The sequence below is a fragment of the Amycolatopsis echigonensis genome (genome assembly GCF_014174495.1).
In the GTDB taxonomy this organism is placed as follows: Bacteria; Actinomycetota; Actinomycetes; order Mycobacteriales; family Pseudonocardiaceae; genus Amycolatopsis; species Amycolatopsis echigonensis.
On sequence record NZ_JACJHR010000025.1, the window covers coordinates 55,889 to 80,303 of the forward strand.

At 68.9% G+C, this 24,415-nt stretch carries 25 protein-coding genes; 10 read left to right on the plus strand and 15 right to left on the minus strand.

Going from position 1 to position 24,415, the window contains the following annotated elements:
- The first annotated feature begins 23 nt into the window (after positions 1–23).
- Positions 24–1,079: a LacI family DNA-binding transcriptional regulator gene (locus tag H5411_RS18965; RefSeq protein WP_101434142.1), complete on the plus strand. Its 1,056-nt coding sequence runs from the start codon at positions 24–26 to the stop codon at positions 1,077–1,079.
- Here H5411_RS18965 and H5411_RS18970 read toward each other — a convergent pair.
- The 3 genes from H5411_RS18970 to H5411_RS18975 form a co-directional block, all read right to left on the minus strand.
- Complete coding sequence (locus H5411_RS18970; RefSeq protein WP_246369067.1) at positions 1,048–1,770, minus strand: nucleoside hydrolase; 723 nt, start codon at positions 1,768–1,770, stop codon at positions 1,048–1,050. The two genes, H5411_RS18965 and H5411_RS18970, sit on opposite strands and share 32 nt — an antisense overlap.
- The gene (locus tag H5411_RS47655) at positions 1,664–1,981 is read right to left on the minus strand and encodes a nucleoside hydrolase (protein ID WP_246369068.1); all 318 of its coding nucleotides are present in this window, start codon (positions 1,979–1,981) and stop codon (positions 1,664–1,666) included. Before H5411_RS47655 ends, H5411_RS18970 begins: the two co-directional genes overlap by 107 nt.
- 318 nt (positions 1,982–2,299) lie before the next feature.
- Positions 2,300–2,446, minus strand: a complete 147-nt coding sequence (locus H5411_RS18975; RefSeq protein ID WP_158242443.1) for a hypothetical protein — start codon at positions 2,444–2,446, stop codon at positions 2,300–2,302.
- 149 nt (positions 2,447–2,595) lie between these two features.
- Between H5411_RS18975 and H5411_RS18980 the strand changes: the two genes are divergently transcribed.
- Positions 2,596–3,009 carry an enoyl-CoA hydratase-related protein gene (locus tag H5411_RS18980; RefSeq protein ID WP_101434141.1) on the plus strand — a complete coding sequence of 138 codons (414 nt, stop codon included), beginning with the start codon at positions 2,596–2,598 and terminating at the stop codon, positions 3,007–3,009.
- Between the two features lie 55 nt (positions 3,010–3,064).
- On the opposite strand, the gene groL is transcribed toward H5411_RS18980, so the two are convergent.
- From groL to H5411_RS19040, 12 genes are all read right to left on the minus strand, one after another.
- A complete protein-coding gene (gene groL, locus H5411_RS18985; RefSeq protein WP_101434140.1) occupies positions 3,065–4,711 on the minus strand; it encodes a chaperonin GroEL in 1,647 nt (548 codons plus the stop codon).
- 27 nt (positions 4,712–4,738) lie between these two features.
- Positions 4,739–5,764, minus strand: coding sequence for an NAD(P)-dependent alcohol dehydrogenase (locus H5411_RS18990; RefSeq protein ID WP_101434139.1), 1,026 nt, complete (start codon positions 5,762–5,764; stop codon positions 4,739–4,741).
- Entirely contained in the window at positions 5,761–6,492 is a 732-nt protein-coding gene (locus tag H5411_RS18995; RefSeq protein ID WP_183124498.1) for a metal-sulfur cluster assembly factor, read from the minus strand. Before H5411_RS18995 ends, H5411_RS18990 begins: the two co-directional genes overlap by 4 nt.
- Complete coding sequence (locus H5411_RS19000) at positions 6,489–7,490, minus strand: amidohydrolase family protein (RefSeq protein ID WP_101434137.1); 1,002 nt, start codon at positions 7,488–7,490, stop codon at positions 6,489–6,491. Before H5411_RS19000 ends, H5411_RS18995 begins: the two co-directional genes overlap by 4 nt.
- Positions 7,491–7,585: 95 nt before the next feature.
- Positions 7,586–7,924, minus strand: coding sequence for a propane 2-monooxygenase effector subunit MimD (mimD, locus tag H5411_RS19005; RefSeq protein ID WP_101434436.1), 339 nt, complete (start codon positions 7,922–7,924; stop codon positions 7,586–7,588).
- A 5-nt stretch (positions 7,925–7,929) separates the two neighbouring features.
- Positions 7,930–9,033, minus strand: coding sequence for an aromatic/alkene monooxygenase hydroxylase subunit beta (locus H5411_RS19010; protein ID WP_101434136.1), 1,104 nt, complete (start codon positions 9,031–9,033; stop codon positions 7,930–7,932).
- Between the two features lie 71 nt (positions 9,034–9,104).
- Complete coding sequence (locus H5411_RS19015; protein WP_101434135.1) at positions 9,105–10,148, minus strand: FAD-binding oxidoreductase; 1,044 nt, start codon at positions 10,146–10,148, stop codon at positions 9,105–9,107.
- Positions 10,149–10,218: 70 nt separating this feature from the next.
- A complete protein-coding gene (locus tag H5411_RS19020; protein ID WP_101434134.1) occupies positions 10,219–11,856 on the minus strand; it encodes a ferritin family protein in 1,638 nt (545 codons plus the stop codon).
- 215 nt (positions 11,857–12,071) lie between these two features.
- Positions 12,072–13,847 (minus strand): sigma-54-dependent Fis family transcriptional regulator, encoded by a 1,776-nt coding sequence (locus H5411_RS19025; protein WP_101434133.1) that lies wholly within the window; start codon positions 13,845–13,847, stop codon positions 12,072–12,074.
- A gap of 412 nt (positions 13,848–14,259) precedes the next feature.
- Positions 14,260–14,589, minus strand: coding sequence for a VOC family protein (locus tag H5411_RS19030; RefSeq protein ID WP_101434132.1), 330 nt, complete (start codon positions 14,587–14,589; stop codon positions 14,260–14,262).
- A gap of 101 nt (positions 14,590–14,690) precedes the next feature.
- Positions 14,691–15,698 carry a Ppx/GppA phosphatase family protein gene (locus H5411_RS19035; protein WP_183124500.1) on the minus strand — a complete coding sequence of 336 codons (1,008 nt, stop codon included), beginning with the start codon at positions 15,696–15,698 and terminating at the stop codon, positions 14,691–14,693.
- 175 nt (positions 15,699–15,873) lie between these two features.
- Positions 15,874–16,911, minus strand: a complete 1,038-nt coding sequence (locus tag H5411_RS19040; protein ID WP_101434130.1) for a M48 family metallopeptidase — start codon at positions 16,909–16,911, stop codon at positions 15,874–15,876.
- Between the two features lie 201 nt (positions 16,912–17,112).
- Between H5411_RS19040 and H5411_RS19045 the strand changes: the two genes are divergently transcribed.
- The 8 genes from H5411_RS19045 to H5411_RS19080 all read left to right on the plus strand — a co-directional run bounded on the left by H5411_RS19045 (position 17,113) and on the right by H5411_RS19080 (position 24,411).
- Positions 17,113–18,030 carry an SDR family oxidoreductase gene (locus H5411_RS19045; RefSeq protein ID WP_101434129.1) on the plus strand — a complete coding sequence of 306 codons (918 nt, stop codon included), beginning with the start codon at positions 17,113–17,115 and terminating at the stop codon, positions 18,028–18,030.
- Between the two features lie 123 nt (positions 18,031–18,153).
- Positions 18,154–19,011, plus strand: coding sequence for an SAM-dependent methyltransferase (locus H5411_RS19050; protein WP_167441807.1), 858 nt, complete (start codon positions 18,154–18,156; stop codon positions 19,009–19,011).
- 528 nt (positions 19,012–19,539) lie between these two features.
- Entirely contained in the window at positions 19,540–20,415 is an 876-nt protein-coding gene (locus H5411_RS19055; RefSeq protein ID WP_101434128.1) for a hypothetical protein, read from the plus strand.
- Positions 20,416–20,540: 125 nt separating this feature from the next.
- The gene (locus H5411_RS19060) at positions 20,541–20,801 is read left to right on the plus strand and encodes a helix-turn-helix domain-containing protein (RefSeq protein ID WP_101434127.1); all 261 of its coding nucleotides are present in this window, start codon (positions 20,541–20,543) and stop codon (positions 20,799–20,801) included.
- A 273-nt stretch (positions 20,802–21,074) separates the two neighbouring features.
- Positions 21,075–21,392, plus strand: a complete 318-nt coding sequence (locus tag H5411_RS19065) for a hypothetical protein (protein ID WP_101434126.1) — start codon at positions 21,075–21,077, stop codon at positions 21,390–21,392.
- Between the two features lie 120 nt (positions 21,393–21,512).
- A complete protein-coding gene (locus H5411_RS19070; RefSeq protein WP_183124502.1) occupies positions 21,513–21,815 on the plus strand; it encodes a hypothetical protein in 303 nt (100 codons plus the stop codon).
- A 321-nt stretch (positions 21,816–22,136) separates the two neighbouring features.
- Complete coding sequence (locus tag H5411_RS19075; protein WP_183124505.1) at positions 22,137–24,047, plus strand: hypothetical protein; 1,911 nt, start codon at positions 22,137–22,139, stop codon at positions 24,045–24,047.
- 13 nt (positions 24,048–24,060) lie between these two features.
- Complete coding sequence (locus tag H5411_RS19080; protein WP_101434123.1) at positions 24,061–24,411, plus strand: hypothetical protein; 351 nt, start codon at positions 24,061–24,063, stop codon at positions 24,409–24,411.
- Positions 24,412–24,415 lie beyond the last annotated feature (4 nt).

The window sequence follows — 24,415 nt, forward strand, 5'->3', positions numbered from 1 at the left end:
TTGTGTGAATTTACGGAGTAGCAATGGCGGTTTCGCTTCAAGATGTCGCCGACGCCGCCGGCGTCTCGATCGCGACCGCGTCGCGCGCACTCGGCAGCAAGGGCCGGGTGTCGGAAGCGACGATGCGCCTCGTGCGCGAGACCGCGGATCGCCTCGGCTATCAGGTGAACGTACTGGGCAAAGCACTCCGCGAGGGATCCGACGGCGTCGTCGGGATCGTGGTTCCGATGGTGAGCAATCCTTTCTACGCGTCCCTCGTCCACGAGTTCGAAGACCAATTGGCGGCATTCAACCTGAAGTTGCTCATCGCGGACTCGCACGGCGAACTCGACCGCGAGATCGAACGCCTCGAAGCGTTGGCCAGCAGGCGAGTGAAGGGAATTTTCGTCGTCCCCGCCTACTTCGACCGGTCACGGCCGACGATTGTCGATGTCGCACAGCGCCTCCCTGTCGTACAAGTCGATCGCCGAGTCGAAGACGACGCTGATTTGTCTTTTGTCGGCGTCGACAACGCAGCGGGCATCGACCAGGTCCTCCGGCACGTCTCCGGCCAAGGCGCCGAAACAGTCGCATTCGTCGGCGCCGACAATCGGACCTCAGTCGGCCGGGAGCGTCGGCAGGCCTTCGCGGCGAGCGCGAAACGCCTCGGCCTCACCGTGCAGAAGCCGGTCATCGACCGCTACCTCTTCGAATTCGGCCTGTCGGCGGCGAGCCAGCTGATGCGGCGTTCGAAGCTGCCGGACGCGGTGATCGCCGGTGACGACCTCATCGCCACCGGGCTCCTCGCCGGATTCGTCCGCCAGGGGAGGTCGGTCCCGGAGGACGTCATGATCACCGGATTCGACGGCACGATCCTGGCCGACATCTGCAGTCCGACCTTGACGACGGCGCAGCAGCCGATGGCGAAGATCGCCGAGGTCGCGGTCAACCAGCTGATGCGGCAGATCGACGACGCGACCGCCGCCGGGTCGCACACCCGGCTCCGCACGACGTTGCGCCAAGGCGGCTCGACCGGTCGCCAACCCTTGGCGGAGGCGTCCCACGGCGTCACTTCAGGTTCGCGACAGCCTCGCGGATGAGCTGCCAGAACCTGGGCACGTCCAGCGTGATCGCGACGTCGGCGTTCGGTTCCTTCTTCAGCATGTCGTGCAGGTCGACCGCCGTGGCTCCGGAGGTGAACTCTCCCTTGGTCTCGATGTCGACGTGGCTCCGCTGCACGGTCGCCACGGCCCGGTCGATCGCGATCGCGATCGTGATGGGGTCGTGCAACGGCCCTTCCGGCATGCTTTCGACCGCATCGTAGGTACTGCAGAAGAAACGGAGCAGCTCGACACCGAAGGCGCTGGTTTCGTTCCCGATCGCCCCGATCGACTGAATCACCTCTTCGGTGATCAGGGCTTGGTGCGAGATGTTCAGCCCGACCATCGTGAGCGGGAGGCCGGACTTGAAGACGACGTCGGCCGCTTCCGGGTCGACCCAGGCGTTGAACTCGGCGTAGGCGCCGACGTTCCCCCGCCCCGTCGAGCCGCCCATCCAGATGATCTCCTTGATCTTCCCCCGAAGATCGGCGCGCTGCTCCAGCAACATCGCGATATTGGTGAGCGGTCCGGTCGGGACGAGGGTGACGGGGGCCGGCGCGCTCTCGAGAATCTCCCCGATCAGTTCAAGCGCGCTTCGCTCGTCCAGCGGCACCGTGGGTGCGGGCAGCACCGGACCGCCGAGCGCGTTGTCCCCGTGGATCCAGGTCGCCGGGGTGAGTTCGCGCCGCAAGGGCTTGTCCGCCCCCGGCAGCGATCGGCACGCCCTCGACGCCGGCCACGGTGAGGGCGACTCGCGCGTTGTGCGTGGTGTGTTCCAGGCGACCGTTCCCCCCGACTGTCGTGACGCCGAGCAGGTCGATCGCCGGGTTCCCGGCAGCCAGCCAGAGGGCGAACACGTCGTCGTGGCCGGGGTCGCAGTCGATGATGACCGGAGTGGGCATGCTTACTCCTTCACGCGGTGCGTAATCGTTTCCACTAAGGTGCGGAAACGATTACACTCCCCGCTTGGCTTGTCAAGGTCCGAGGAGCACGGCAGGCGCTCGCCGACCCTCGGTGACTTCACCGGGAGGGAAAACGTGCGCATCAGCAGGCGTCGGTGCGGCGGGCCGCCACCGCGATGGCACCGGTGGAGGAACTGGGCGGGGGCGGATCCTCGCACTGCGCTCCTGGTAGTTCTCCGGACTACGCGGCAAGGCGCAGGCCATGCTCACTCACTGACAGCCGGGAATCCCTTGTGGACAGTGGCAGGTCAATCTTGGCTACCCAGCACGCATCCCGCTCGTCTCAACGCGCCGTTCGATCTCCCATCCGGTGCCTGCCAAGGCCCGGCGGGCCCGTTCGAGGCATTCGCGGTGCGCGGAAGCCCCGTCGGAGGAGAGCTGGTCGGGAACATCGTCGTCGGACATCAGCACATACCTTTCCGGGAGATTCCGCACCACCGCACCACCGCACCACATCGGCACACCGGCGGAGATCTCGTTCTGAGACAGAACCCGGCCTCGGCCCGACCTACGCTTCGGCGACGTCGATGCCCAGGAGGCCAGGAGGTCCGGGGATGCTGGAATACCGGAACGGAACGGTCGTGGTGCGCTTCCGAGCAGGGGAAACCGGCCAGCTCGTCGCGGCACTCGCTTACGCCGGGCGGCGTCCGGTGGTGTTGACCGGAATCGGCCGCCAGTTCGCGCCCGATCTCGGGGCGGGCCCCGCGCTGGCTGCCGTGCGCGAGCACCCGGCACCGGTGGTCGCCGCCATCAACGGGGACGCGATCGGCGCGGGCTACGCGCTCGCCGAAGCTGCCGACCTCCGGATCATGTCCGGCGGTGTCGTGCACCCGTCCGGCTGGCCGCAGCCGCTCGACGCGGCCGCCGCGGTCGCCGCTGGGCTCGTGGATCTCCACTGCCCGCCCGCACGGCTGCTCAGCCTCGCTGTCCGGCTGGCCGCGTACGCCCGCCCCGACGCCGCCGCGTAGTCGACCGCGCCGGGTCCGCCCGTAGGAAGCGGACCCGGCGCGGGACCCCCGGTTCCTAGTAGATGTTGGACGGACGGACCATGCCCTCGGCGAGGTCCCCGAAGCCCGGCGCGATGATCGAACCCGGGTTGACCATGACCTCCTCCACCACCGCCGTCTCGGTGGTGATCACCAGGGCCGCGATCGACGCCGCGCTCTCGAGCGCCGAGCGGGTCACCTTCAACGGATCGATCACCCCCGCGGCGAACAGATCGCAGTACCCGCCGGCCAGCGCGTCGAACCCTTGGCCGTTGGCCAGTCCCGCGACGCGTTCCCGGACTTCGGCTCCCTCGTAGCCAGCGTTGGCCGCGATCCAGTGCAACGGCTCGCCCAGCGCCCGCAACACGATGTCGCGGCCGTGCGCCGCGTCGCCGTCGAGGTCCAAGTCCACCTGAAGCGCCGCTTGGGCCAGCGCCGCACCGCCGCCCGCGACGACGCCTTCCTCGAGCGCGGCCCGGGCCGCGGCCAGGGAATCCTCGACGCGCAGCATCCGGTCCTTCAGCTCGACACTGGTCGCCGCGCCGACCCGCACCACCGCGATCCGCCCGGACAGCCGCGCGATCCGCAGCCGCAGGCTGTCCTGGTCGTGCTCGATCCGGGCCCGCTCCAGCTGCTTCTCCAGCTGGCTGATCCGGGCGCGCACCACGTCCTCGGCTCCGGCGCCGCCGAGGATCGTCGTCGAGTCCTCGGTGATGGTGATGTGCGCGCAGCGGCCCAGGTCCCGTTCGGTGACCTCGGCCAGCGTCACGCCGGAATCCTCGCTCACCACCCGTCCGCCGAGCGCCGCGGCGAGGTCTTCCAGCTCGGCGATCCGCCGGTGCCCGAAGCCCGGCGCGCGGACCACCGCCGCCGCGAACGTGCCGTGCACGTTCCCGCTCACGATCAGCTGCAGCGCCGGACCGTCCACGTTCTCCGCCAGCACCACCAGCGGCCGGTCCAGCCGGCGGGCCGCCTCGACGGTCGGCATCAGGTCCTGCACCTGGCTGATCTTCTTGTTGGTCAGCAGCAGCACCGGATCGGCGAAGCTCGCCTCCATCCGGTCCCGGTCGGTGACCATGTACGGCGACGTGTAGCCGTGGTCGAACTCGATCCCATCGGCCAGCTCGACGCTCAGCCCCGGCTGGTCCGATTCTTCGATCTCCACCACGCCCGCACGGCCCACTGCGGCGAGCGCCTGCGCGATCACCCGGCCGATCCGCTCGTCGTCGCTGGCCGCGAGCGTCGCGATCCGCTCCAGCTCGGTTTCGCCGGACACCGCGACCGCGGACTTCCGCAGGTATTCCACGACCGCTTCGACGGTCTCCTCGATCCCCCGCCGCACGCGCATCGGGTTCGCGCCCTCGCCCAGCGCGGCCAGGCCCTCGCGCACCATCGCCTGTGCCAGCACGGTGGCGGTCGTGGTGCCGTCGCCGACCGCGCCGTTGGTCTTCATCGCGACTTCCTTGACCAGCTGGGCGCCCATGTTCGCGAACGGCTCGCCCAACTGGATCTCCCGGGCGATGGTCACCCCGTCGTTCGTGATCGTCGGCGGACCGGTCAGCTTCTCCAGCACCGCGTTGCGCCCCTTCGGGCCCAGCGTCGCCTTCACCGCGTCGGCCAGGGTGTTGACCCCCAGCTCGAGCTGTCGCCGCGCGTCGACGCCGAACCTCAGCTGCTTCGCCATGATGGTCTCCGTCCTTTCCTTGCGGTGTCAGGGAATGAGGATCGCGCGGCCGCGGACCCGGCCGGCGCTGAGATCGTCGATCGCCTGCTGGAAGTCGTCCAGCCGGTACCGCGCGGTGTGCAGCTTCACGTCGCCGCGGGCGGCCAGCACCATCAGGTCCTGCAGATCGGAGTACGAGCCGACCAGGTTGCCGACGAAGTTGATCTCGGTGGAAATGATGTCGATGGTCGGGACGTCGAGGTTCTCGCCGTAGCCGACCACGTAGTAATTGCCCGCGCGGCGCAGCATCCGCACCCCTTCGGCGGTCGCGCCGCCTTCGCCGACGAAGTCCACCACGGCTTCCGCGCCGTGGCCGCAGGTCAGGTCGAGCACTGCGTCCACATGAGACCCGTCGGCGACGATCGTGACGTCCGCGCCGATTTCCTTGGCCAGCGCCAAAGCCGCCGGGTTGCGGTCCAGCACGACCAGCGTCGCCGCGCTCATCGCTTTCAGGCATTGAACGCCGATGTGACCGAGCCCGCCCGCGCCGATGATCACGCAGACATCGCCGGGACGCAGCAGTTTCGCCGCCTTCGCGGCCGCGTGCTGCGCGGTGAGCCCGGCGTCGGCGAGCGCGGCCACGTCGGCCGGTTCGAGGTTGTCGGCGAGCTTGACGCAGGACCGGGCAGACGTGCGGAGGTACTCCGCGTACCCGCCGTTCGTGTCGATGCCGGGGAAATCCGACTGCTCGCAGTGCACGTCGTCACCGCGCCGGCACGCCCGGCACAGCCCGCAGGTGATGAGCGGGTGCAGGATCACCTTGTCCCCCACCGAGACGTTGGTGACCGCGTCGCCGACGGCGTGCACCCAGCCCGCGTTCTCGTGCCCGATCGTGTAAGGCAGCGCGACGCCGGATTTCTCCGCCCACTGCCCTTCGAGGATGTGCAGGTCGGTGCGGCACACCCCGGCCGCGCCGACTTTGACCACCACGTCGAGCGGGCCGGCGACCTTCGGTTCGTCGACGTCGCGGAGTTCGAGATTCCGGTGGTATCCGGTGACCTGGACGGCTTTCACGATCGGCTCCTGGTGTCGACGACGAGCGGTGCGGCCCCTTCGGGATCCGCGTACCGGGTGGCGAGCAGCCCGCGGCAGAAATGCGCGTTGCCCTCGATCGAAATGCGGGTGGCGGCCGCCAAACGCAGCCACAGCGCGGCGTCCTGCTTGCCGACCGGACGGCCGGTGTGGTCCACGGCCACCCGCGCGTGCGCGTCGGTCGGCAGCCCGAGCGCTTCCCGCCGGCGCAGCAGTGCGTTCTTCAACCGGCCTTCCGGCAGGTCGAGCAGCTCCAGCAGCGGCAGCTCTTCGAGCGTCCACGCACCGCCGGCCAGCACCGCGCGGCAGCACCGTTCGACCGCGGCGAGATGCGCTTTCCGCTGGAACGTCCGGCGCAGTTCGTCAAGACTTCGCTCCGCCTCGACGCCGAATGTTCCGACGTATCCGGCACCGGCCGCGAGCCCGCTGTTGATCTTCACGGAGTCGTGGTGGTCGTCCAGCAGCACCCTGACCCGGCCCGCCTCCGGAAGCGCCGAGAGCGCGTCGTAGGCGTCCGAAACCATCAGGTACGCGAAATTCGGCGCGCAGAACGAGGTCGGCAGCCGCAGATGCACCTCCACGCCCGCGTCGTCGATCGTGACCGAGCGGACGAAGCCGAGTTCGGTCACCGGCTGGTCCAGCTCGGGGTCGAACACCGTCGCCAGCGCCGACAGGACCTGCGCGTCCAGGGAAACCGCGGCGGTGGTCATCGCGCACCGGCCTCCGCGGGCAGCCGGAACTGCGCCGGCACGTCCAGGTCGTACAGCGCGGCGGCGTTCAGCCCGAGGATCTTTTTCTTCTGCGCCACGGTGATCCGCGGGTACTCCGGAAGGTCTTCCGGGATCTGGAAGTCCACGAACCGCTCCACCAGCCACTGCGGCGTCCAGAGCGCGTAGTCGCTGCCGAAGAGGATTTTGTCCTCGCCGAGCCAGTACAGCAGTTCGCCGATGATCTGCGCGAAGTAGCGCGGGCGGGCGTGGATGAACGGCATCGCGACCGCGAGCCCTCCGTACACATTGGACTCCTGGGTGGCGATCCAGCAGAAGTCCTCCAGCCGGGGCAGGCCGACGTGCTCGACGATGAAGTTCAGGTCGAGGTAGTCGGTGGCCACGTGGTCGATGTCGGCCACGTCGAACGCGTCGCGGTCCAGCGGCCGGATCGTCGGTCCCTTGTGGACGTGGATGTTCTTGATGCCGAGCTCCAGGCATTCTTCGAGGTAGCGCCGCGACCACGGGTCGTCCAGCCGGTAGCCGCGGGAGTCGCCGTGCCACTCGGCGGTGTAGAGCTTCACGCCCTTGAGCTGCATTTGTTCGGCGTCGCGGCGCAGCTGCTCCAGGCCGGCCTCGCCGTCGCGCGGGTCGTAGGCGTGGTTGTAGGTCAGCTTGCCGGGATGCTGGCGCACCAGGTCGAGGCATTCGCCGGTCTGGCCGAAGTTGTTCCGGTAGAAGTCCCGCAGCAGGGTGGCCTGGAAGATCGCGTGGTCGACGTGGCCGTCCTGGAAGACGTCCTTCATCAGCCGCTCGCCGCCGTAGTAGGTGTAGGTGCCGTAGTCCCACGTCACCTCCTCCGGGCTGAGGTTGCGGTGGTAGTCGTAGAAGCAGTCGATGAACTGCTTCCCGTGCACGTTCTTGATGTTCGACTCCCGCGCGTCCCAGATGTGGACATGCCCGTCGACGACGTAGTACTGCTCGCCATCCTTCGCGTACATCGGAGATCCTCGCCCTTCGTTGTGCTCGGCAGTGCTGCGGTGGGAACGCGGCGGCGGGCGGCTCGGCCCGCCGCCGCGCAGTTCGGGGTCCGGCCTCAGCCCTGGGCCAGCAGGTCGAAGCCGATGTACTCGGCGGCGTCCTCCGGGTTGGCGAAGAGCAGGGTGCGGTCGTCGAGGTGCACCATGCGGCCGTAGTGGGTGGAGCTGATCTCCTCGAAGACCGAGCCGTCGAACTCCTGGCCGAGCGCGTCGGTCAGCTCGGCGTAGTCGAATTCGAGCAGCCGGGTGCCGTCGACCCGGATCATCGACGGGTATTCGACCAGCCCGACCCCGTCCTTGGCGCCCATCACGTCGGCGACCACCCGGCCGATCGGGGTGTTCATCAGGGTCACGCCGCACATGTTCGAGATTTCGGTCTGCGCGCCGAACTTCATGTCGCTCACTTGTCCAGCTCCTTCGGAACGTCGAGCCCGATCTCCTCGAGGAGCTGGGCGAACTTCTCCTTGCTCGCGGCGAGCGAATCGGCGAACGTGCGCGTCTTCTCCGCCGGCTGCGACCAGATCGGCTGCAGCGCCTCGGCCGCGGCCAGGCACCTCGGCACCCAGGTCGACAGCCACTCGCCGAACAGCTCCTTGTTGGCGGCGCCGTGTTCCTCGTCGCGGGCGAGCATCTGGAACAGCGACCGGGTGTAGGCGAGGTCGCGGCTGTAGTCGTACTCGCCGGTGCCGACCAGCGTCGGCGTCACGTAGTCGCCGTTCGCCGCAGAGACCTGCATGACGAGCTCGGACCGGAACAGCTGCCCGACCAGTTGCTCGAACACGACGTTGGCGCCGAAGAGCAGCTCCGCCCAGTCGCCGACCGCGGTCAGTTCCTCCACCACACGGCGGGTGGGCTGCCATTCCTCCGCCGACTGCCAGACCGCCCGGTGCGTTTCGCCGTCGAAGGTCTCGAGCGAGTCGGACAGGTCCAGGTTGAACAGTGCGAGGTCCTGGGCGAAGCGCATCTTGTGCGCGGCGGTGACCGCGACGGCGGTGTTGATCATGTTCGTCGGCCCGGAGCGCTGGATCGAGGTGAACACGTGCAGCGCCAAGCCGTTCTCGGCGTGCATCCACGCGCCCAGGTTGCGCGCGATGAAGGTCTGCCACGCCGGCTTCCAGTGGGAGTAGGCTCCGGCGCGCTTGGCGTTCTCCAGGCTCAGCGCGACTTGGCGCACTACCGCGGAGTTGTTGCGGTAGAGCGTCTGCTCCCACTCTTCGTTGGGATCGAGGAACGCGTGCCAGTTGGAGGATTTCGCCCGCGTCCATTCCTGCGGGTAGCCGCCGGGTCCGTCGCCGAAGCCGTAGATCCAGCCCTGGCTCAGGTGCCGCTCCGGGTCGGGCTGCACGTCGACCGTCACGTCCTCGTACACGGTCGCGCGCATCTTGGCGGGCGTGAAGTAGTTGTAGCTGCGGCTCTTCGAACTGGGGAATTCCAGCGCGCCGGCTTCGGAGTCGGTGAACTCCACTTTCGGGAAGCTGCGTGTCGCTGTCTGACTGCTCGCCATCTCTTTCTCCTCTTACTGTCTTTGGGGGGTCCGGGTGGCGGAGCCCCCGGCGCGGGGCGAAGCTCCGCTTGTCACTGGTCGTCACTGACCGAGGTCGTGAACTTGTCGTAGAACACCTGGTCCTCCGGAACCCCTTGCCTTGTCGCGAGATCGAGCGCGGCGTCGACCATCGGCGGCGGCCCGCAGAGGTACACCTCGGCGCGGTGCAGTTCCGGTTCGCGGGCCTCGACCACGTCGGTGACCATCCCCGGTTCGACGGCCACGCCGAGTTCGCCCGCGCCGTCCGCGGACTCCGACAGCGCGACCACGAACCCGAAATCGGCCAGCCGCTCCCCCAGCGTCCGGATCTCGTCCAGGCAGAACAGATCCGCCGCGGTGCGGGCGCCGTAGTAGAACCGGATCCGCCGAGGGTCGGCCGTTTCGGCGAGGTGCCGCAGCAGGCTGAGCACCGGAGCCATTCCCGCGCCGCCCGCCATCAGCACCAGCGGCAGCACGTGGCCCTTCTTCAGCGTGAAGTTGCCGTACGGTCCGCGCAGCAGCAGGGAATCGCCGACCGCCAGGCCGTCCTCCAGCAACGCCGAGAACCGGCCGCCCGGGTATTTCTTGATGAGGAATTCCACGTGGTCCTCGGTCGAGGGCGTGGTCGCCATCGAGAAGGACCGGCAGTCCTCGGTGCCCGGGATGGTCAGCTCGGCGTACTGCCCGGCTTTGTACTGGAGCGGGCTCGCGGTCCGCAGCCGGAGGCCGACGATGTCGCGGGTGTGCGGCACGATCTCGGCGACCTCGGTGGCGATCTCCTGCAGCGGAGCCGAGTTGAGCAGCTCGTCCTCGTCGAAGTTCAGCAGCTCGATCGTGCAGTCGCTGTAGGCGTGCGCCCGGCAGAGCAGCAGGTAGCCTTCCTCGACCTCCGCGTCGTTGCACGCGAACGTCGAATACCGCTCCATCTGCAGGTCGCCTTCGAGCACATAGGACTTGCAGGCCGAACACTGCCCCTCGCGGCAGCCGTGCATGAGGTGGACGCCCTGGCGGAAGGCGGCGTCCAGGATCTTCTCGTCCTCGGTGACCTCGATCTCGACACCGACCGGTTCGAAGGAGATGCGGTGCTTGTCGCCCATGGGTTTCTCGATTCTTCCGGCGGGGTCCCGCGACCGGACCGCGAGGACGCGGCCGCGGGACCCGGGCTCGTCAGGCGACGGTGACGTTCGGGTTGGCGCGGTAGGCCGCGGCCCACTGCTCCCGCTCGGCGTCGGTCATCTCGTTGAGCGCGACGTTCGGGCTGGCGAACCGGATGCCCCGGATGTCGTCGAGCGTCCAGAGCTTCTTGGGGTCGTCGAGGTCCAGGTGCGGCTGCGGGATCAGCGTCTTCCCGTCGTCGCGGACGTAGCCGAGGTCCTTGACGATGTCGGCCAGATCGCGGTCGTGGTGCAGCGTCTCCCATTCCCGGTGCCCGGTGAGCCGTCCCATGTTCGGCGTCTCGCGGCCCTCGTACTCCGGCCGGAAGGCGACCTTGTCGGTCCAGGCGCAGGTCTCCGAACAGTAGGTGCGCCACTGGTCGTCGACCTTGTCCACCACCAGGTCCTCGCGGACCAGGCAGGGCACCATGCAGGTCCAGCAGCGGTGCGGGTACTCGTAGCCGACGTCCTCGAACGCGATCGGCTTGTTCCGGCCCGGGTAGCGCAGCCGGTTGTAGGCCTCCCACCACTTGCCGAACTGGTCGTACCAGCCCGGGTACTTGTCCTCGAACCATTCGAAGTCGGCGTCGGTCATGCCGTCGATGCGCCAGTAGTTCACCGGCCAGCCGGTCGCGAAGAACTGTGCGACGCGGTGCACGTAGTGCTTGTTCGTGATCCGGTTCCACGCTTCCTCGACGAGGTCGTGCGGGATCACCAGGCCGTATTTCTCCAGCGGCAGCAGGTAGCTGCGGTAGTAGTCGTCGTAGATCCAGCGCCGCCACATCTCGGCGTAGGACTCGCGGTCCTTGCGGCGGTCCTTGGTGCCGTACTCGATGAAGGTGCCGATCGCGGCGTCCACCACGCAGTGGTTGTTCCACCACGCGTACCGCAGGTCGCGCTCCAGCAGCGGCCGGTTGCGCTCGTCGGCCAGTGCCATCAGCAGGATCGAGTAGCCGTTGCTGATGTGCCGCGACTCGTCGGACTGCACCGAGTGGAACACCGTGGGCAGCAGGTAGTCGCCGTTGGCCGCCGCCTCGTCCGGCATCGCCACGAACAGCGTGTTGGTGAACGCGGTCTCGGCGACCACGGTCAGGTAGATGTTCGCCGCGGTGATCGCGTCACCGGTGATGAAGCCTTCGCCGAACTGGCGGCCGATGGTGCCCGCGTAGTTGTTCGCGAACGCCTTCTCGGTGATGTCGAACCCGGCCGGGTCGATGTAGTTGTTCATGTACAGCTTTTTGAGGTTCATCTGGATCGTCGAGTGCCGGACCTCGTCGATCATCTGCACCGCGAGCCCGTTGTGGATTTCCGGGTTCGGCACCGCGTCGATCGCCATCGGCATCGCCCGCGCCGCGGAGATCTCCGGGAACGGAATGATCGAGAGGAACAGCTTCTGCCATTCCAGCCAGCGCTGCTGCACCTGCCGGAACATGTTCCCGCGGATCGCGCCGTCCATCGCGCCGAAGACGCGGTTGTCCTTTTCCTCCTCCATCGGGAAGTAGGACCGCATGATCTGCTTCAGCGGGTCCTTCTTCGGCGCTTTTTCGAACGTGTAGTCCGTCCCGAACCGGGTCGCCGGCGTGGCGAACGTCGGCTCCCACGACAGCTCGGTGATCTTGTTGTGCGCCTTGGTAAGGCTCTGCCTGCTCACTGGGGCCTCCTGGAACCGGCGGCATCTCCGCCGCTGTCCGTCTGACTGGCAGAGTCTGTGCCGGGAAATGCCCGCGTTCTATCTCAATCTGAGATCGGGCCGACGAGCAGGAAAAAACCCGCCCTCGCATCGGGAGGGCGGGTTCGGAATGAGCTTTCGATCAGCCGCGGACGGTCATTTTCCCGGAATCGGTCAGTCCACTGTGCAACCGGGAATCAGCACATTTCGTCGACGATGCCGAAGGCGCGGATTTTGCGGTAGATCGTGGCCCGGGACATCCCGAGATCACTGGCCGCGCGTTCCTTGCTGCCGCGGTTCGCGGCGAGGCTGCGCACGATCGCGTCTCGTTCGATGGTCTCCAGCTTGGTGAGCCGGCGCCGGGTGAAGGTGCGGCATTCGGCGGGAAGATCGGCGACGTCGAGGACGCCGCCGTGCAGCTGGTGCGCCGCCGCGGCGAGCACCCGGTCGAGCTGACGGACGTTGCCGGGCCAGGGCAGCCGCATCAGCTGCCGGACGCAGGCGTCGGACGCGGACAGCGAACGGCTGCCTGCCCGGCGGGCCAGCAAATGCGGCACGAGCCGCTGCACGTCTTCGATGCGGTGGCGCAGCGGCGGGACCTCGATCTTCCGCGCGAAGAACGCCATCACCGCACCGTGAATGCCGGGATCGACGGGTTCGCTGCCGACCGTCGCCACCACCCACGCGGGCGCGTGCTGCGCCGGATCGTTCTGCCACGCGGTGAACAGGTCGGACAGCGCGGGCAACACGGTCTCGTCCAGCGCGTCCAAATGCCGGAGAAGAACAACGGGCGGGTCGCTGCACGCCGCCTCCTCGGCGAGTGCGGGCAGCCAGTCTTCAGTGACGTCCGCCGAAGCGCAGTCGACCACGACCTGCCTGCGTCCGTGGCGCAGCGCGACCGCGCGGGCGATGGCCGCTTTCCCTACGCCGGTTTCGCCGCTCAGCGCCAGCCACTGCCCGCCGCCAAGGCTCGCGTCCGCCGCGGCGCAGGCCTGCCGCCACGCGGGGCTCGCACCGGCCAAACCAGGCAGCTGAAGTTCGGCACGCGCGGAAGTGCGCCGGGAGACAGTCTGATTCTTGACCCGGAAGACGCCCCCGGCGAGCACGTCGCCGTTGTAGACCGGCCGGTATTCGAGACGCGCGCTGATCCCCGACGGCAGATCGGCCAGCACCGTGGCGGGTTTCGCCGAACCGGCGAGATCCGTGGCATGCGTGATCAGCGCCGAGCGGTCGGTGACGTCGTAGCGCTCCTCGGCATGGCTGTTGACCATGACGACGTCCTGGTTGACCGCCAGGACCGCCCCGGAACCGCGCTGACAGGCGGCAAGGTACTCGCGGAAGAGGCTCAGTTCGCGCGCTCCGGTGCTGGCGAGCATCGCCTCTTCGATCCGCTTCGCGGTGGTGCGCGCCAGCGTCAGCAGAAGCGGGCCGGACGCGTCAGCCCATGAGGTGAGGTCGAGAACGCCCGCCAGGTGGCCGCGAACCGGGTGCACGATCGGCGCGCCGGCGCATTCGAAGCCGGTCAGCTCGCCGTTGAAGTGCTCGAAACCGGAGACCAGCACGGACTTCTGGCATTCCAGCGCGGTGCCGATGCCGTTGGTGCCCACCGATTCCTCGGCATAGCTGTAGCCCGGGGCGAGCGAGACCTGGTCCAGCCCGGCGGTGAGCGCACGATCGGTGCTGAGCCGGTCGACGACCAGGCCGTTCGCGTCGGTCAGCAGGATCGCGGTCGGATGGCCGGCCAGTTCCTCGGACAGATTCGCCAGCACCGGAGCGGCGCTGTGCGCGAGCAGGCTCTCCTCGTCGCGATCGGACACGTAGACCGGCTCCGGCCGCTCCACGTCGACCCGGTTCTCCAGCGCCCGCTGCCACGACGCGGTGATGACGTCGCGCACCCCCGGCACCTCGGGCGAGCCGCGGGACAGGAACCGCTCCCGCAGGTCGCGCATGGTCTCATTGCCTCGAGTCGTCACCACCGTCTCCTTTGACGTCCAGTGCCGGGGGTCCTGCCCACCCCACGCGCAACATGGTGCACTCGTGGCGCGCGTCACTTTGTCTCATAGTGAGACAAGGCGTGGCCAGCAGCAAGGCAGTCCCCGCACGCGCGGCGGTATGGCACTGAATGCCCGGTTCCGGGCGTCCAGTGTGCCGCCAGTGACAAGGGCGTGCTTCCCGCTCAAATCGAAAAGATCTGCTTGAGCGGTGAAATGGCTGTCCGCCATGGGTTTTCGTCCATTCTGCCGTGAAAGCCGACTCAAACAGGTTGTCAGGCAGCCTGGACGTCCGGGAGATCCTGGTGATACAGGTACTGCGAGAGCCACCTTCGGGGCCGTGTGGTTTCCCGTAAATGGGCCGACCCGTTTCCAGCCGAGGCGAGAACAGTTCTCAGCGCGCGTCCTCGCCCTGCCGAGTGGCCATCTGGTAGACGTTGCCGAACGGGTCGCGGACCATCGCCCGGCGATCGCCGTACGGGGTGTCGACGGGCTCCTCGATGCTTGTCGCCCCGGCAGTCAACGCCCGCCGGTAGATCGTGTCGGCGTCGTCGACGTAGACATAGAGGAAGGCGGGGAACGCCTCACGCTGGTCGGCAGTCGAGACCAGGATGATCGAGTCGCCGATCCGGACCTCTGCGGGACGGCTGGCGTTCGCCTCGCCTACGGCATCGAACGTCGCGCGCAGGAATTCCACTGCGGCGGCCATGTCGCTGACGACCATGCGCGGTGTCACCGTGTGAAACCCCGGTGGAGGCATGCGCTGAGTGTGTCGCGCCACCTCCGCCCTGTCCAGTCCGCGGGCCGACGCCACCGGATGGGCCGTCAGTGGTCCACGGCCGTGGACAGCGGGACCACAGTCGCCGAATCCGACCGGCTCAGCGGCTGCAGCGACAGGGCCGGCCGCTCCGCGACCGCTTCCAGATGCCGCAGCATGATTCCCTCGCGAAGGGCCCACGGACTGACTTCGACCGAATCCACGTCCAGCGCGGCCATGGTCGCCTCCGCGACCAGCGCACCGGCGAGGATCTGCCCCGACCGCGCTTGGGAAACTCCCCGCAGCCGCGCCCGTTCCGCGCTGGTCAGCTTCGCCAGCCGCGGAACGATTTCCTTGAGATCGGCCCGGCTGAGCGAGCGCCGGACGAACGGGCCCTTCCGCTGCGGAGGCGCGCCGGCGAGCCGGGCCAGCTGCTTGAACGTCTTCGACGTCGCCACCGCCCGGCGCGGGGTTCCCTCCCAGCGCAGACGGTCCGTCACCTCCGAAAGCGTGCCGCGCACGTGTTTCCGCATCGCCTTGAGCTGCCTGCGCGACGTCTGCTCCGCCGCGTCGAACTCGCGGCTCAACCGGCCCGCGCCGAGCGGCAACGACACCGCCAGCTCCGGTTCCACGTCCCGGCCGAACGCGATCTCCATCGAGCCGCCCCCGATGTCGACAAGCAGCAACCGGCCTGCCGACCAGCCGTACCAGCGATGCGCGGCGAGATAGGTCAACCGGCCTTCCTCCTCGCCGGACAAGTACTGCGGCCGGATCCCCGACGCCTCCGCGATCCGCTCGATCACCAGGTCGCGGTTGACCGCGTCCCGGATCGCCGCGGTCACGAACGGATACAGCTGATCGACGTCGAGCCGGACCGCGGCGGCCACCGCCCGGCCGACCGCGGCCGCCGCGCGTTCGATGCCGCGCTCGCTCAACGTCCCGTCGGGCAGCAGCTCCTCCGCGAGCAGGGTGGGCTCCTTCACCGCGTGCGTCGACAGCGGCGGCGCACCGGCCACGACGTCGACCACCTGAAGCTGTGCGGAATTCGATCCGATGTCCAATACGGCCAGTCGCATTGCGCCGGGATACCCCGGAACGCACCAGGCAACCGCGTCTTCCGCGGCGAAGCTGCCGAGAACCCGGTCGACAGCCTCACGTTCCGGCTCTTCCCGGTTACCTCGCGTAGGCGCACCTCGTCGTCACCACAGCCACACAGGTTCTTTTCGCATCAGCAGCCGCGGCGGAATCGCCTCACGCGTTGCCGTTCTCCGAACCCCCGCCGAACTTGGCCCACACCTTGCTCGCCGTGTCCGCGACCGTCTCCCCGACTTCGGTGAAGACCTTCGTCAGCGGATCGGCCGAGGCGGTCCAGGAATCCTTGTACGACTTCGCCGCCGACTTCAGATCGTCCTTCCAGTCCGTGGCCGGCGCGTCGTCGTCCCGGCGCGGGTAATCGCCGGTCAGGATCGCCCGGTAGTCCTCGGACGCGGCCCATTTCTGCAGCTGCGTCGCCCGGACCACGGCGAACGGGTGGGTCTCCGTCTCGACGTATTTCAGCTTCAGCAAACTGTCCCGGATGTCTTCGCCCGCCTCGTATTCCGCGCCCTGCTGGAGGAAGGACGGGATGTCGACGCGGGACGGGTCGACGCCGCCGGCGAGCTGGATCTGGGCGCGCAACGCCGCGGTCGGGTCCTGGCCGCAGAGCAGGCCCGCGCGGTCGCACGACAGTTCGGCTTTCCGGTACCACTCGCTCAGCGCCGCGATGATCGCCCGGATGCCGAGTGCGCTCACCGGCGTCCAGGACATCGACATCTGGAGGTTGATCAGGCGCACCATGATCGTGCGGTAGACCGCGTGCCCGGACAGCACGTGCCCCATTTCGTGGCCGATGGCGAAGCGAAGCGATTCGTGGCTCATCTGGTCCACGAGCGCGGTGCTGATCCGGATGAACGGCTCGTCCATGCCGAGCGTCGACGCTTGCAGCCGCGGGTCCTGGTAGACGAACAGGTTCGGCACGGCGGGAAGATCCAGCGTTTCGGCGCATTCGTGGCGCAGCCGGTCGAGTTCCGGGTACTGCCGCGGTCCGACGCGGATCGACGACGCCAGCGCCATCAGCCGTTCGCCGCGTTCGTTGTAGAAGCCGGAGACCGCCTTGATCACCTGGGCGAACCCGGGCACCGCGCGCAGCGTGGCGAGCGCGCCGCGATCCACCGGATGTTCGTAGGCCCGCGGGCTGATGCCCGGAAACCGGACGGCGGCCCGGCGCGCAGGTTCGATGTGGTCGGTCATGTCTCCCCCAGAGAAAGTCGTTGGCAGCAGCCTACTCAAAGACGATCACGGCGAGCTGCGACTTACTGGGACGCCGTCGCCGCGGAGGATCAGCTGCTCGCGAGCCGGGCCGAAGAGTGGTAGGGCTGGAGGCAGGTGATCATGCGGAGCATCCGCCGTCTGGGGCGGCGCAGCTCGTGCCGCTGTTGGGAGGTTCTTCCGATGCGTGTCCTCGTCACCGGCGCTTCCGGCTGGGTCGGCTCGGCCGTCGTACCCGAGCTCCTGGCCGCCGGGCACCAGGTCACCGGTCTCGCCCGCTCGGACGCGTCCGCCGCCGCTGTCGAAGCAGCAGGCGCGACGAGCGTCCGCGGCTCTGTCGAGGATCTTGACGCGGTGCGGGAAGCCGCCGCCCGCGTCGATGCCGTCATCCATCTCGCGTTCCCGGTCGACCGATCTCTGTCCGGAGGGATGGCGGAGGCCGTCGCCTCCGACGTCACCACGATCCGCACCCTCGGCGAGGGGCTCGGCTCGGGCGCGCCGATCGCGGTCGCGTCCGGCACCGCGGGACTGGCGCGGCACGGAGTGCCCGCCACCGAGCATGATCGCCCCTCGCCCGACGCGCTCCTCGCCGCGCGGCAGCCCTCGGACGACGCCGAGCTCGCGCTCGCCGACCGGGGTCTCCGGCCGACCGTCGTGCGTCTCGCCCCGACCAACCACGGCAAGGGAGACAACGGCTTCGTCCCGCACCTCATCGCCACCGCTCGCCGGACCGGCTTCTCCGGCTACCCGGGCGACGGGTCGGGGCGCTGGCCAGCGGTCCACGTGCGCGACACCGCGCGGCTCTTCCGGCTGGCGATCGAGGTCGCACCGGCCGGATACCTGCACGCCGTCGCCGAGGAAGGCATCGCGCTCCGCGACATCGCCTCGGCCATCGGACGCCACCTCGGCCTCCCCGTCCGATCGGTGCCGATGGACCAGGTGGACGAGCACTTCGGGTTTCTCGGGATGTTCCTCAAACCGGACAGCCCGGTCTCCAGCGCCCGCACCCGCGAGATCACCGGCTGGGCCCCGGCCGAGGTCGGCCTGCTCGAGGACCTCGACCTGGGGCACTACTTCGAACCGGGCCGGGCCACCGGCTAGCGCTCCAGGCGGAGTCCCGCGCCTGGGGCCGACAGCGCTCGATTCGGCGGAACCCCGGCAGCTCGTTCGTCCGGCACGCTCCGCCGGATTGGCTACGATTGATCACGACTGCGGGGAGGCAGCGTGGCGCAAGGACCTGACGAGCCCATCCCGGGCGTCGACCTCGACCGGCCCAGCGTGGCGCGGGTTTACGACTGGTATCTCGGCGGCACGGCCAACTGGGCCATCGACCGCGAGTTCGGCAAAATGGTCCTGTCCGCCTTCCCTGCCGGGATGTACTGCGCCCGAGCCAACCGCGCCTTCCTGCACCGCGCGGTACGGCACCTCGTGCGCCTCGGCGTCCGCCAGTTCGTCGACATCGGCTCCGGCGTCCCCACGATGGGCAACGTGCACCAGATCGCCGACGAGGTCGCTCCGGACTCCTGCGTCGTCTACATCGACCGCGAACCCGTCGCGGTCGCGCACTCCCGGATTCTGCTGGAGCGCCACGGAGATCCCGAACGCCATGCGGTGATCCAGGGCGATCTTCGCGAACCGGACGAGCTGTGGCAATCCGTCGCGGACACCGGCGTTGTCGATCCCGGCCAGCCGCTGGCCTTGCTGGTCACCGCGGTGCTGCACATCCAGCAGCCCGGCCCGGACGGGCGCGACCTCGGGCCGCAGGCCGTCGCGCGGTACCGGGAAATGCTGCCGCCGGGCTCGTACATGGTGCTGTCCCAGCTCACCCACGAGGGACTGCCGGAGGACATCGCCCGACAGCTGCACACGGTCATCCAGCTGTATGACACCAATGTCAGCAAGCACGTGCTGCGCTCCAGCGCGGAAATCCGCGCACTGTTCGGCGACTTCGAACTGCTGGATCCCGGCGTCACGTGGACTGCCGCCTGGCATCCCGAGGAAAGCGGACCCAACACCCCCGTTGTCGACTTCGCGGATCCAAGCGAGGCCGCGATGCTCGCCGGGGTGGCGCGCAAGCGCTGAGCATCACGGAAGCTGTTGTGTGGCAACGGAAACGTGATCACCGCCTTTCCCGGACAAAGCACGCAAGACCGTGCGGGAATACCCGGTCGTCTCGCGGCTACACCTCCTCGTCGCGAGGAATTTCTGTAACCTGGAACACTATTGCCTGCGTGTCCACAGTGGACGATCACCCCCGGCGTCGCTCACAAGGGTGACCCTCTCGTGAATTCCCGGGAAAACAGCACGGTTCAGTCGACGGCGCCTGGCCCCGGATTTGATCTCGGCGACGTTCGCGGCCGACCTGCCGAACTGTTCGTCCCACGAGGACACAGCTTCGGATGACAAGCGGCCGATCCCTTACCCGCGAAGGAATCCGAGGCGGTTGCCTCCCGCAAAGTCGCGGTGTACACACGGCCAGGTGTCGGGATTACCAAGGTCAGTGCCAGCCGCCGCGGCGTCCTGTCGGTGCGCCTGATTCCCATGCCGCACCGACCCGCCGGTCGCGTGCTGTGGAGCACACGGCAGCGGACGCGGAGCCCCGGCCGATGGGTGGTGCGCTTGCTCGTCGCGATCGGGTTTCTGGCGGGGAGCTGGCTGCTCGGTGCCCTCATCGGCGGAGACACCGCGGCGGCTGACCAGTGTCCGGTGACGGCCCCGGTGCTGCGGACGGGCGCGCCCTGCCCGTTGGCTTACAGCCAGGTCGCCGATCCGGGTCCGAACAGGAGTGACGCGCCAAGTGAGACCAAGCCTGACGACGACAACGCGCGGCTGCCGGACATCGTCGGCACCGGCCTGCGGCATCCGGACCGGACGTTGCAGACGGCGACCCGGCTAAGCCGCAGCACAGTCTCCGCGGTGACCACCGGTCAGACGCACCACGCCTCTCCAGTCAACGACGTACGGTCGATCACCGGAGAGATCCTCGCTACTCCGCTCGCCAGCACCGCACGGCGGATCACTGACCAGCTGCCGACATCCGGCCTTACGAACATGATCAGCGGCCAGGTCCTCACCACCCATCCCGTGCGCTCGGTCACCGCTCCGCCGGTCGGCTCGAGCAACGATCCCCCGGCAAAGGCCGCTCCGGCCCGCACTGACCGGCCCGTCGAGGCCCACTCTGGCAAACCGGTCGCCGCACCACGGACGGGACCGACGCCGCACCCGCACAAACCCAAGGCAGGCAACGGTTACTGGACCACGAGCCGGACCGAAGGGCTTCCCTCGCCGACCAAGACATCCTCGTGCACACCGTCGACTCCGATCGGCGACGGGACGACGTCGGCCCAGGCTGGCACGAGCGGGGTCGTCGCGTTGAGCGTGAACGCTGGACGCGTGGTGCCGCGCGGCCCGACCGGACCGGCGCACACGCCACGGCAGCGAAGTCCGCGATCGAGAGCGGACCTGCCGACCGTTTTCCCGGATTGACCAGGACCGCCTTCCCCCCGCGCGCCGCGACCGCGGCGCGCGGTTTCCCTCGGCTTGCCGTGTCCTCAATGGACTCTCCAGGAGCGGCACGGAGCCTCCGACTGACCAGGAAAGGTCCTGTCACCATGGAGTGGAACTTGCGGCTGGCCGCGGCCCGGCGCGGCATCTGGACCGCCACCGACCTGCGCACCCGCCTGGCCGCGCACGGACTGGCCGTGTCCGCCGGGAAGATGTCCAAGTGGTGGTCCGGGCGACCGGCCAGCGTCAAACTCGGCGACCTGGACGCGCTGTGCGCGGTACTGGGCTGTCCGGTGGACGAACTGCTGGTCCCGGAGCGGGCGAGCCGTCCGCGGCTGACGCCGGTGCCCGCGCGGCAGGCCCGCTGACGACGAGCAATTTCACGAATCGTGAAACTCCGCACAGGCCCCCGTTTTCAGGAATTCTGAAATGACGTCCGACACACTGAACTCGTCCAGCTCACTGAACCATTTCCCTTACCTGTCAAGACAATCTGGTGTTTGCGTCCGCGCGGCGGAAGGTGTTACAAAGGGATCGCCGCATTCGCGGAATCCGGGAAACACAACCGAGCGTCTTCGTACGCGGAGAGCTCTTTTCCGGGATTGATCGAAAAGAAAGATCGAGAACGAAAAAGGAGCACCATGGATTCGGTGAAGTTTGAGGAACTGGACGCGCTGGCCGCCGAGGTGCTGCCGGAGCGAGCGGTGCTGGGCATCGTGTCCACCCCGTTCAACAACGCCGGCGGCGGCGCGAACGGCTCCGCCTCGAGCAGCTCGGCGGCCGCTTCGGGCGGCAACACCGTCGTCTACGACGGCGGCCACCACGGCGCCACGGCGCTGTCGGCCTGCCAGTCCTCGCACTCCGAGGGCACTCCCGGCCTGACCGGGACGCTCGGGCTGGGTTCCAACAACCCCAACGAGACGATGAGCTGCACCCCGGCGGCCGTGTCCAGCTACTGAGCACGGTGACCGCCCCCGCCCGGGTGGGCGCGGGGACACCCACGGGGCGGGGCCGGCCGTTTTCCGGCCCTGCCCCGTGCGGACGAAACCCCAGACGACAGCGGAGAGAAGGCGACTACCGTGCACCAAGCAAAGCCCATCGCGCGGTCCGTTCCGGCGGACCCGCGTTTCGCGGAGCTGGACGCGCTGGCCGGGGAGGTGCTGCCGGCCCGCACGGCGCTCTCCGCGGTCACTGGCGGCCCCGCCGCTCCGACGGCCGACCCTGGCCGCTACGCGGTGCCCGACGGGCACGGCGGAACCGTGTACTACGCCTGCCAAACCACCCACAGCGAAGGCAGCGGCGGAGTGGTCGGCGCGCTGGGGCTCGGGCAACCGCCGTCGACGACCACCACCTGCATGCCTGCCGCGGTCGAGAACCACTGATCCGTCCCGGTCCCGAGGACCCCGCGAGCGGCGGCGTACTCCGGCGGTCGGCCCGGCGCCCGCCCGCTGCGAGCAGCGATGGTCAGGACCGCCCTGTCAACATTGTTGGCAGGGACCAAATCTGGGACTCGGGCAGCACTCACCCCACGAGCTGACCGCGGATCCCGTGCCAGATGCGTCGTCACCGGCAGATAGCGCCAGCGAAACGCTCGGACTCGGGCCGCCCGACGCCATTGACTGAGGCCGCCGTCCGGACGACAGCAGCCACCGCCACGAATCAACCCGGCCGCACGTCACCGACCCGCCCTGGAGAGGACCGTCATGTGCCCGCATCCCGGACTTCCCGCCGCCACCGCCACCGCGGACGACGCTGCCGTGCCGACCGCGGCGAGCGGCGAAACCGGGGCGACGGCGCGGATCGGGGAATCCGGTCCGGTCGGGTTGCTGCCCGACACCGAGCCGGTCGGGGAATTCCGCGGCAGCGGGTACCGCGAACCGCCGCTTCTCGTCGCACGCACCGACGGGCAACTCGTGCGACTGCCCGCACTCCTGTACTTGATCGTCCGCCTGCTCGTCGCCCAGCAAGCCTTCGTGCCCGAAGAATCAGAAGAGACCGAAAACCGCGACGACGCCAAGATGCTGGCGAGAGTCGCGGCGGCCGCGAGCGAGCAGTCCGGGCTGCGGCTGGAGGCCGAGCACCTCGCGTACCTGCTGGACCGCAAGCTCGCCCCGCTCGGGCTGACCACCTACGCCGACGGCACCGTCCCGGAATTGGCCCGGCACAACCCTTTCCTGGCGCTGCGGGTGCGCGTCCAGGTGCTCGCCCCGGCGGCGACCTGGCTCGTCGGCGGCCTGCTGGGGTGGCTGTTCTTCCCGGTCGTGATCCCGCTCGTGCTGGCCGCGGCCGGAATCGCGGAGTGGTGGCTGCTCGCCGGGCACAGCGTTTCCGACGCGATGAGCAGCACTCTCGCCGACCCGGTCGGCGTGCTGGCGGTGCTCGGACTGGCGGTCGCGTCGACCGGATTCCACGAATGCGGGCACGCCGCCGCCTGCCGCTATTCCGGTGCCGTTCCCGGCGGGATGGGTGCCGGGATTTACCTGGTGTGGCCCGCTTTCTACACCGACATCACCGACACGTACCGGCTCAACCGCGCCGGGCGGATGCGCACCGATCTGGGCGGCGTGTACTTCAACGCGATCTTCGCGCTCGCGCTCGCCGCGGCCTACTTCAGCACGGGATGGGCGCCGCTGCTGGTGGCGGTGTTGTCGGTGAACCTGGAGATCGTGCAGCAACTCCTGCCCACGCTGCGTTTCGACGGTTACTACCTCATGGCGGACCTCGTCGGCGTACCGGACCTCTACCGCTACATCGGCCCGATCCTGTCGCACTACCTCCTGCGCCGGCCGCGCGACGAGCGGCTGGACGCGTTGAAGCGCTGGCCGCAAGCCGCCGTCACGACGTGGGTGCTGCTGATCGTGCCCGCTCTCGCGCTGGAGCTGGGCTACATCGCCTGGCAGGTCCCGGGGTTGATCCATACCGACGTGCAGGCGGTGTCCAGCCTGCTGTCTCGCGCCGCGACCGATCCGCACCCTTTGCTGGGCGCGATTTCAGCGGCCGTGCAGATTCTGTTGCTGGCGCTGCCGATCGCCGGGATCGCCGCGATCGCGTGGCAGCTCGGCCGCGCGGGGTGGCGGCTGGCGCGGCTCCGCCTCCCCGGTCTGGCCCGCAAGCTCGCCGACGGACCGGAGCGGCGGCGGCGACTGGCTTACGGCACCCTTGCCGCCGCGGTGGCGATTCCCGTCGGCGGAGGAGTCGGCTGGGCACTGGGCGCCCTGCCCGGCAATCAATCGGCGGAACCGGCAGCGGCAAGCCCAGCGCCCGCTCGTCCGGAACACCGCCCGAGCACCTCCGCCGCACCGCCGCCTTCGTCCTCCTCCCCGGCACCCGCTCCCCCGGCCGCGAACGCGGTGGCGGCACCGGAAACCACGCCGGAGCCGCAAGCGCAAGAAACCCACCGCGCGGCCCAGCACAACGACACCACCACCACGCCGTCCCGCACTCAGCGTCCCGCCGGACCGACCGGGCACCGCGAGACCGGCACTCCCGCACCGCCGACCGGATCGAACGGCGGCAGCGGTCCGGCCGAACCGCCCGCCGAGAGCGGACCGCCGCCGTTGTCGCCGACCCAGAGCCCGTCCTGCCCGCTGCTGGGCGTCTCGATGAATTGCTGAGGAGTTGGTTGCCATGCCCGTACCGCGCACGATCCACCGGACCGCGATCACCGTCGCGACGGCCCTCGCCGGAGGCGTCCTGACCGCCGGGACCGCCGCCGCCGATTCCTCGCCGCCGCTGTCGAATCCGCTGAACCGCTCGGCCACCGCGACGGCCGACAGCTCCGGCGGAGCCGCCCACGCGGTGGCTCAATGCCCGTCCGGGTACCAGGTCTCGTCGGGCGGCTACGCCGTGTCCAGCTACGGGCCGACCGTCTACACGAACCGGCCCACCGACGACGGGACCGGCTGGGAGGTCTACGCGAGCGGAAACACCGCGAAACCGTTCCAGCTCAAGGCTTACGCCCGCTGCACGCTCGTTTGACCCT

What these genes read in the sequence shown, in the direction of transcription:
- H5411_RS19015 (WP_101434135.1), bottom strand. Translation starts at nt 10,148, where the DNA reads ATGGGCGACAAGCACCGCATCTCCTTCGAACCGGTCGGTGTCGAGATC.
- H5411_RS47655 (WP_246369068.1), bottom strand. Translation starts at nt 1,981, where the DNA reads ATGCCCACTCCGGTCATCATCGACTGCGACCCCGGCCACGACGACGTG.
- H5411_RS18965 (WP_101434142.1), top strand. Translation starts at nt 24, where the DNA reads ATGGCGGTTTCGCTTCAAGATGTCGCCGACGCCGCCGGCGTCTCGATC.
- H5411_RS18980 (WP_101434141.1), top strand. Translation starts at nt 2,596, where the DNA reads ATGCTGGAATACCGGAACGGAACGGTCGTGGTGCGCTTCCGAGCAGGG.
- H5411_RS19060 (WP_101434127.1), top strand. Translation starts at nt 20,541, where the DNA reads ATGGAGTGGAACTTGCGGCTGGCCGCGGCCCGGCGCGGCATCTGGACC.
- H5411_RS18975 (WP_158242443.1), bottom strand. Translation starts at nt 2,446, where the DNA reads ATGTCCGACGACGATGTTCCCGACCAGCTCTCCTCCGACGGGGCTTCC.
- H5411_RS19080 (WP_101434123.1), top strand. Translation starts at nt 24,061, where the DNA reads ATGCCCGTACCGCGCACGATCCACCGGACCGCGATCACCGTCGCGACG.
- groL (WP_101434140.1), bottom strand. Translation starts at nt 4,711, where the DNA reads ATGGCGAAGCAGCTGAGGTTCGGCGTCGACGCGCGGCGACAGCTCGAG.
- H5411_RS18995 (WP_183124498.1), bottom strand. Translation starts at nt 6,492, where the DNA reads ATGACCACCGCCGCGGTTTCCCTGGACGCGCAGGTCCTGTCGGCGCTG.
- H5411_RS19010 (WP_101434136.1), bottom strand. Translation starts at nt 9,033, where the DNA reads ATGGCGAGCAGTCAGACAGCGACACGCAGCTTCCCGAAAGTGGAGTTC.
- H5411_RS19075 (WP_183124505.1), top strand. Translation starts at nt 22,137, where the DNA reads ATGTGCCCGCATCCCGGACTTCCCGCCGCCACCGCCACCGCGGACGAC.
- H5411_RS19045 (WP_101434129.1), top strand. Translation starts at nt 17,113, where the DNA reads ATGCGTGTCCTCGTCACCGGCGCTTCCGGCTGGGTCGGCTCGGCCGTC.
- H5411_RS19040 (WP_101434130.1), bottom strand. Translation starts at nt 16,911, where the DNA reads ATGACCGACCACATCGAACCTGCGCGCCGGGCCGCCGTCCGGTTTCCG.
- H5411_RS19065 (WP_101434126.1), top strand. Translation starts at nt 21,075, where the DNA reads ATGGATTCGGTGAAGTTTGAGGAACTGGACGCGCTGGCCGCCGAGGTG.
- H5411_RS19000 (WP_101434137.1), bottom strand. Translation starts at nt 7,490, where the DNA reads ATGTACGCGAAGGATGGCGAGCAGTACTACGTCGTCGACGGGCATGTC.
- H5411_RS19030 (WP_101434132.1), bottom strand. Translation starts at nt 14,589, where the DNA reads ATGGTCGTCAGCGACATGGCCGCCGCAGTGGAATTCCTGCGCGCGACG.
- mimD (WP_101434436.1), bottom strand. Translation starts at nt 7,924, where the DNA reads ATGAAGTTCGGCGCGCAGACCGAAATCTCGAACATGTGCGGCGTGACC.
- H5411_RS19035 (WP_183124500.1), bottom strand. Translation starts at nt 15,698, where the DNA reads ATGCGACTGGCCGTATTGGACATCGGATCGAATTCCGCACAGCTTCAG.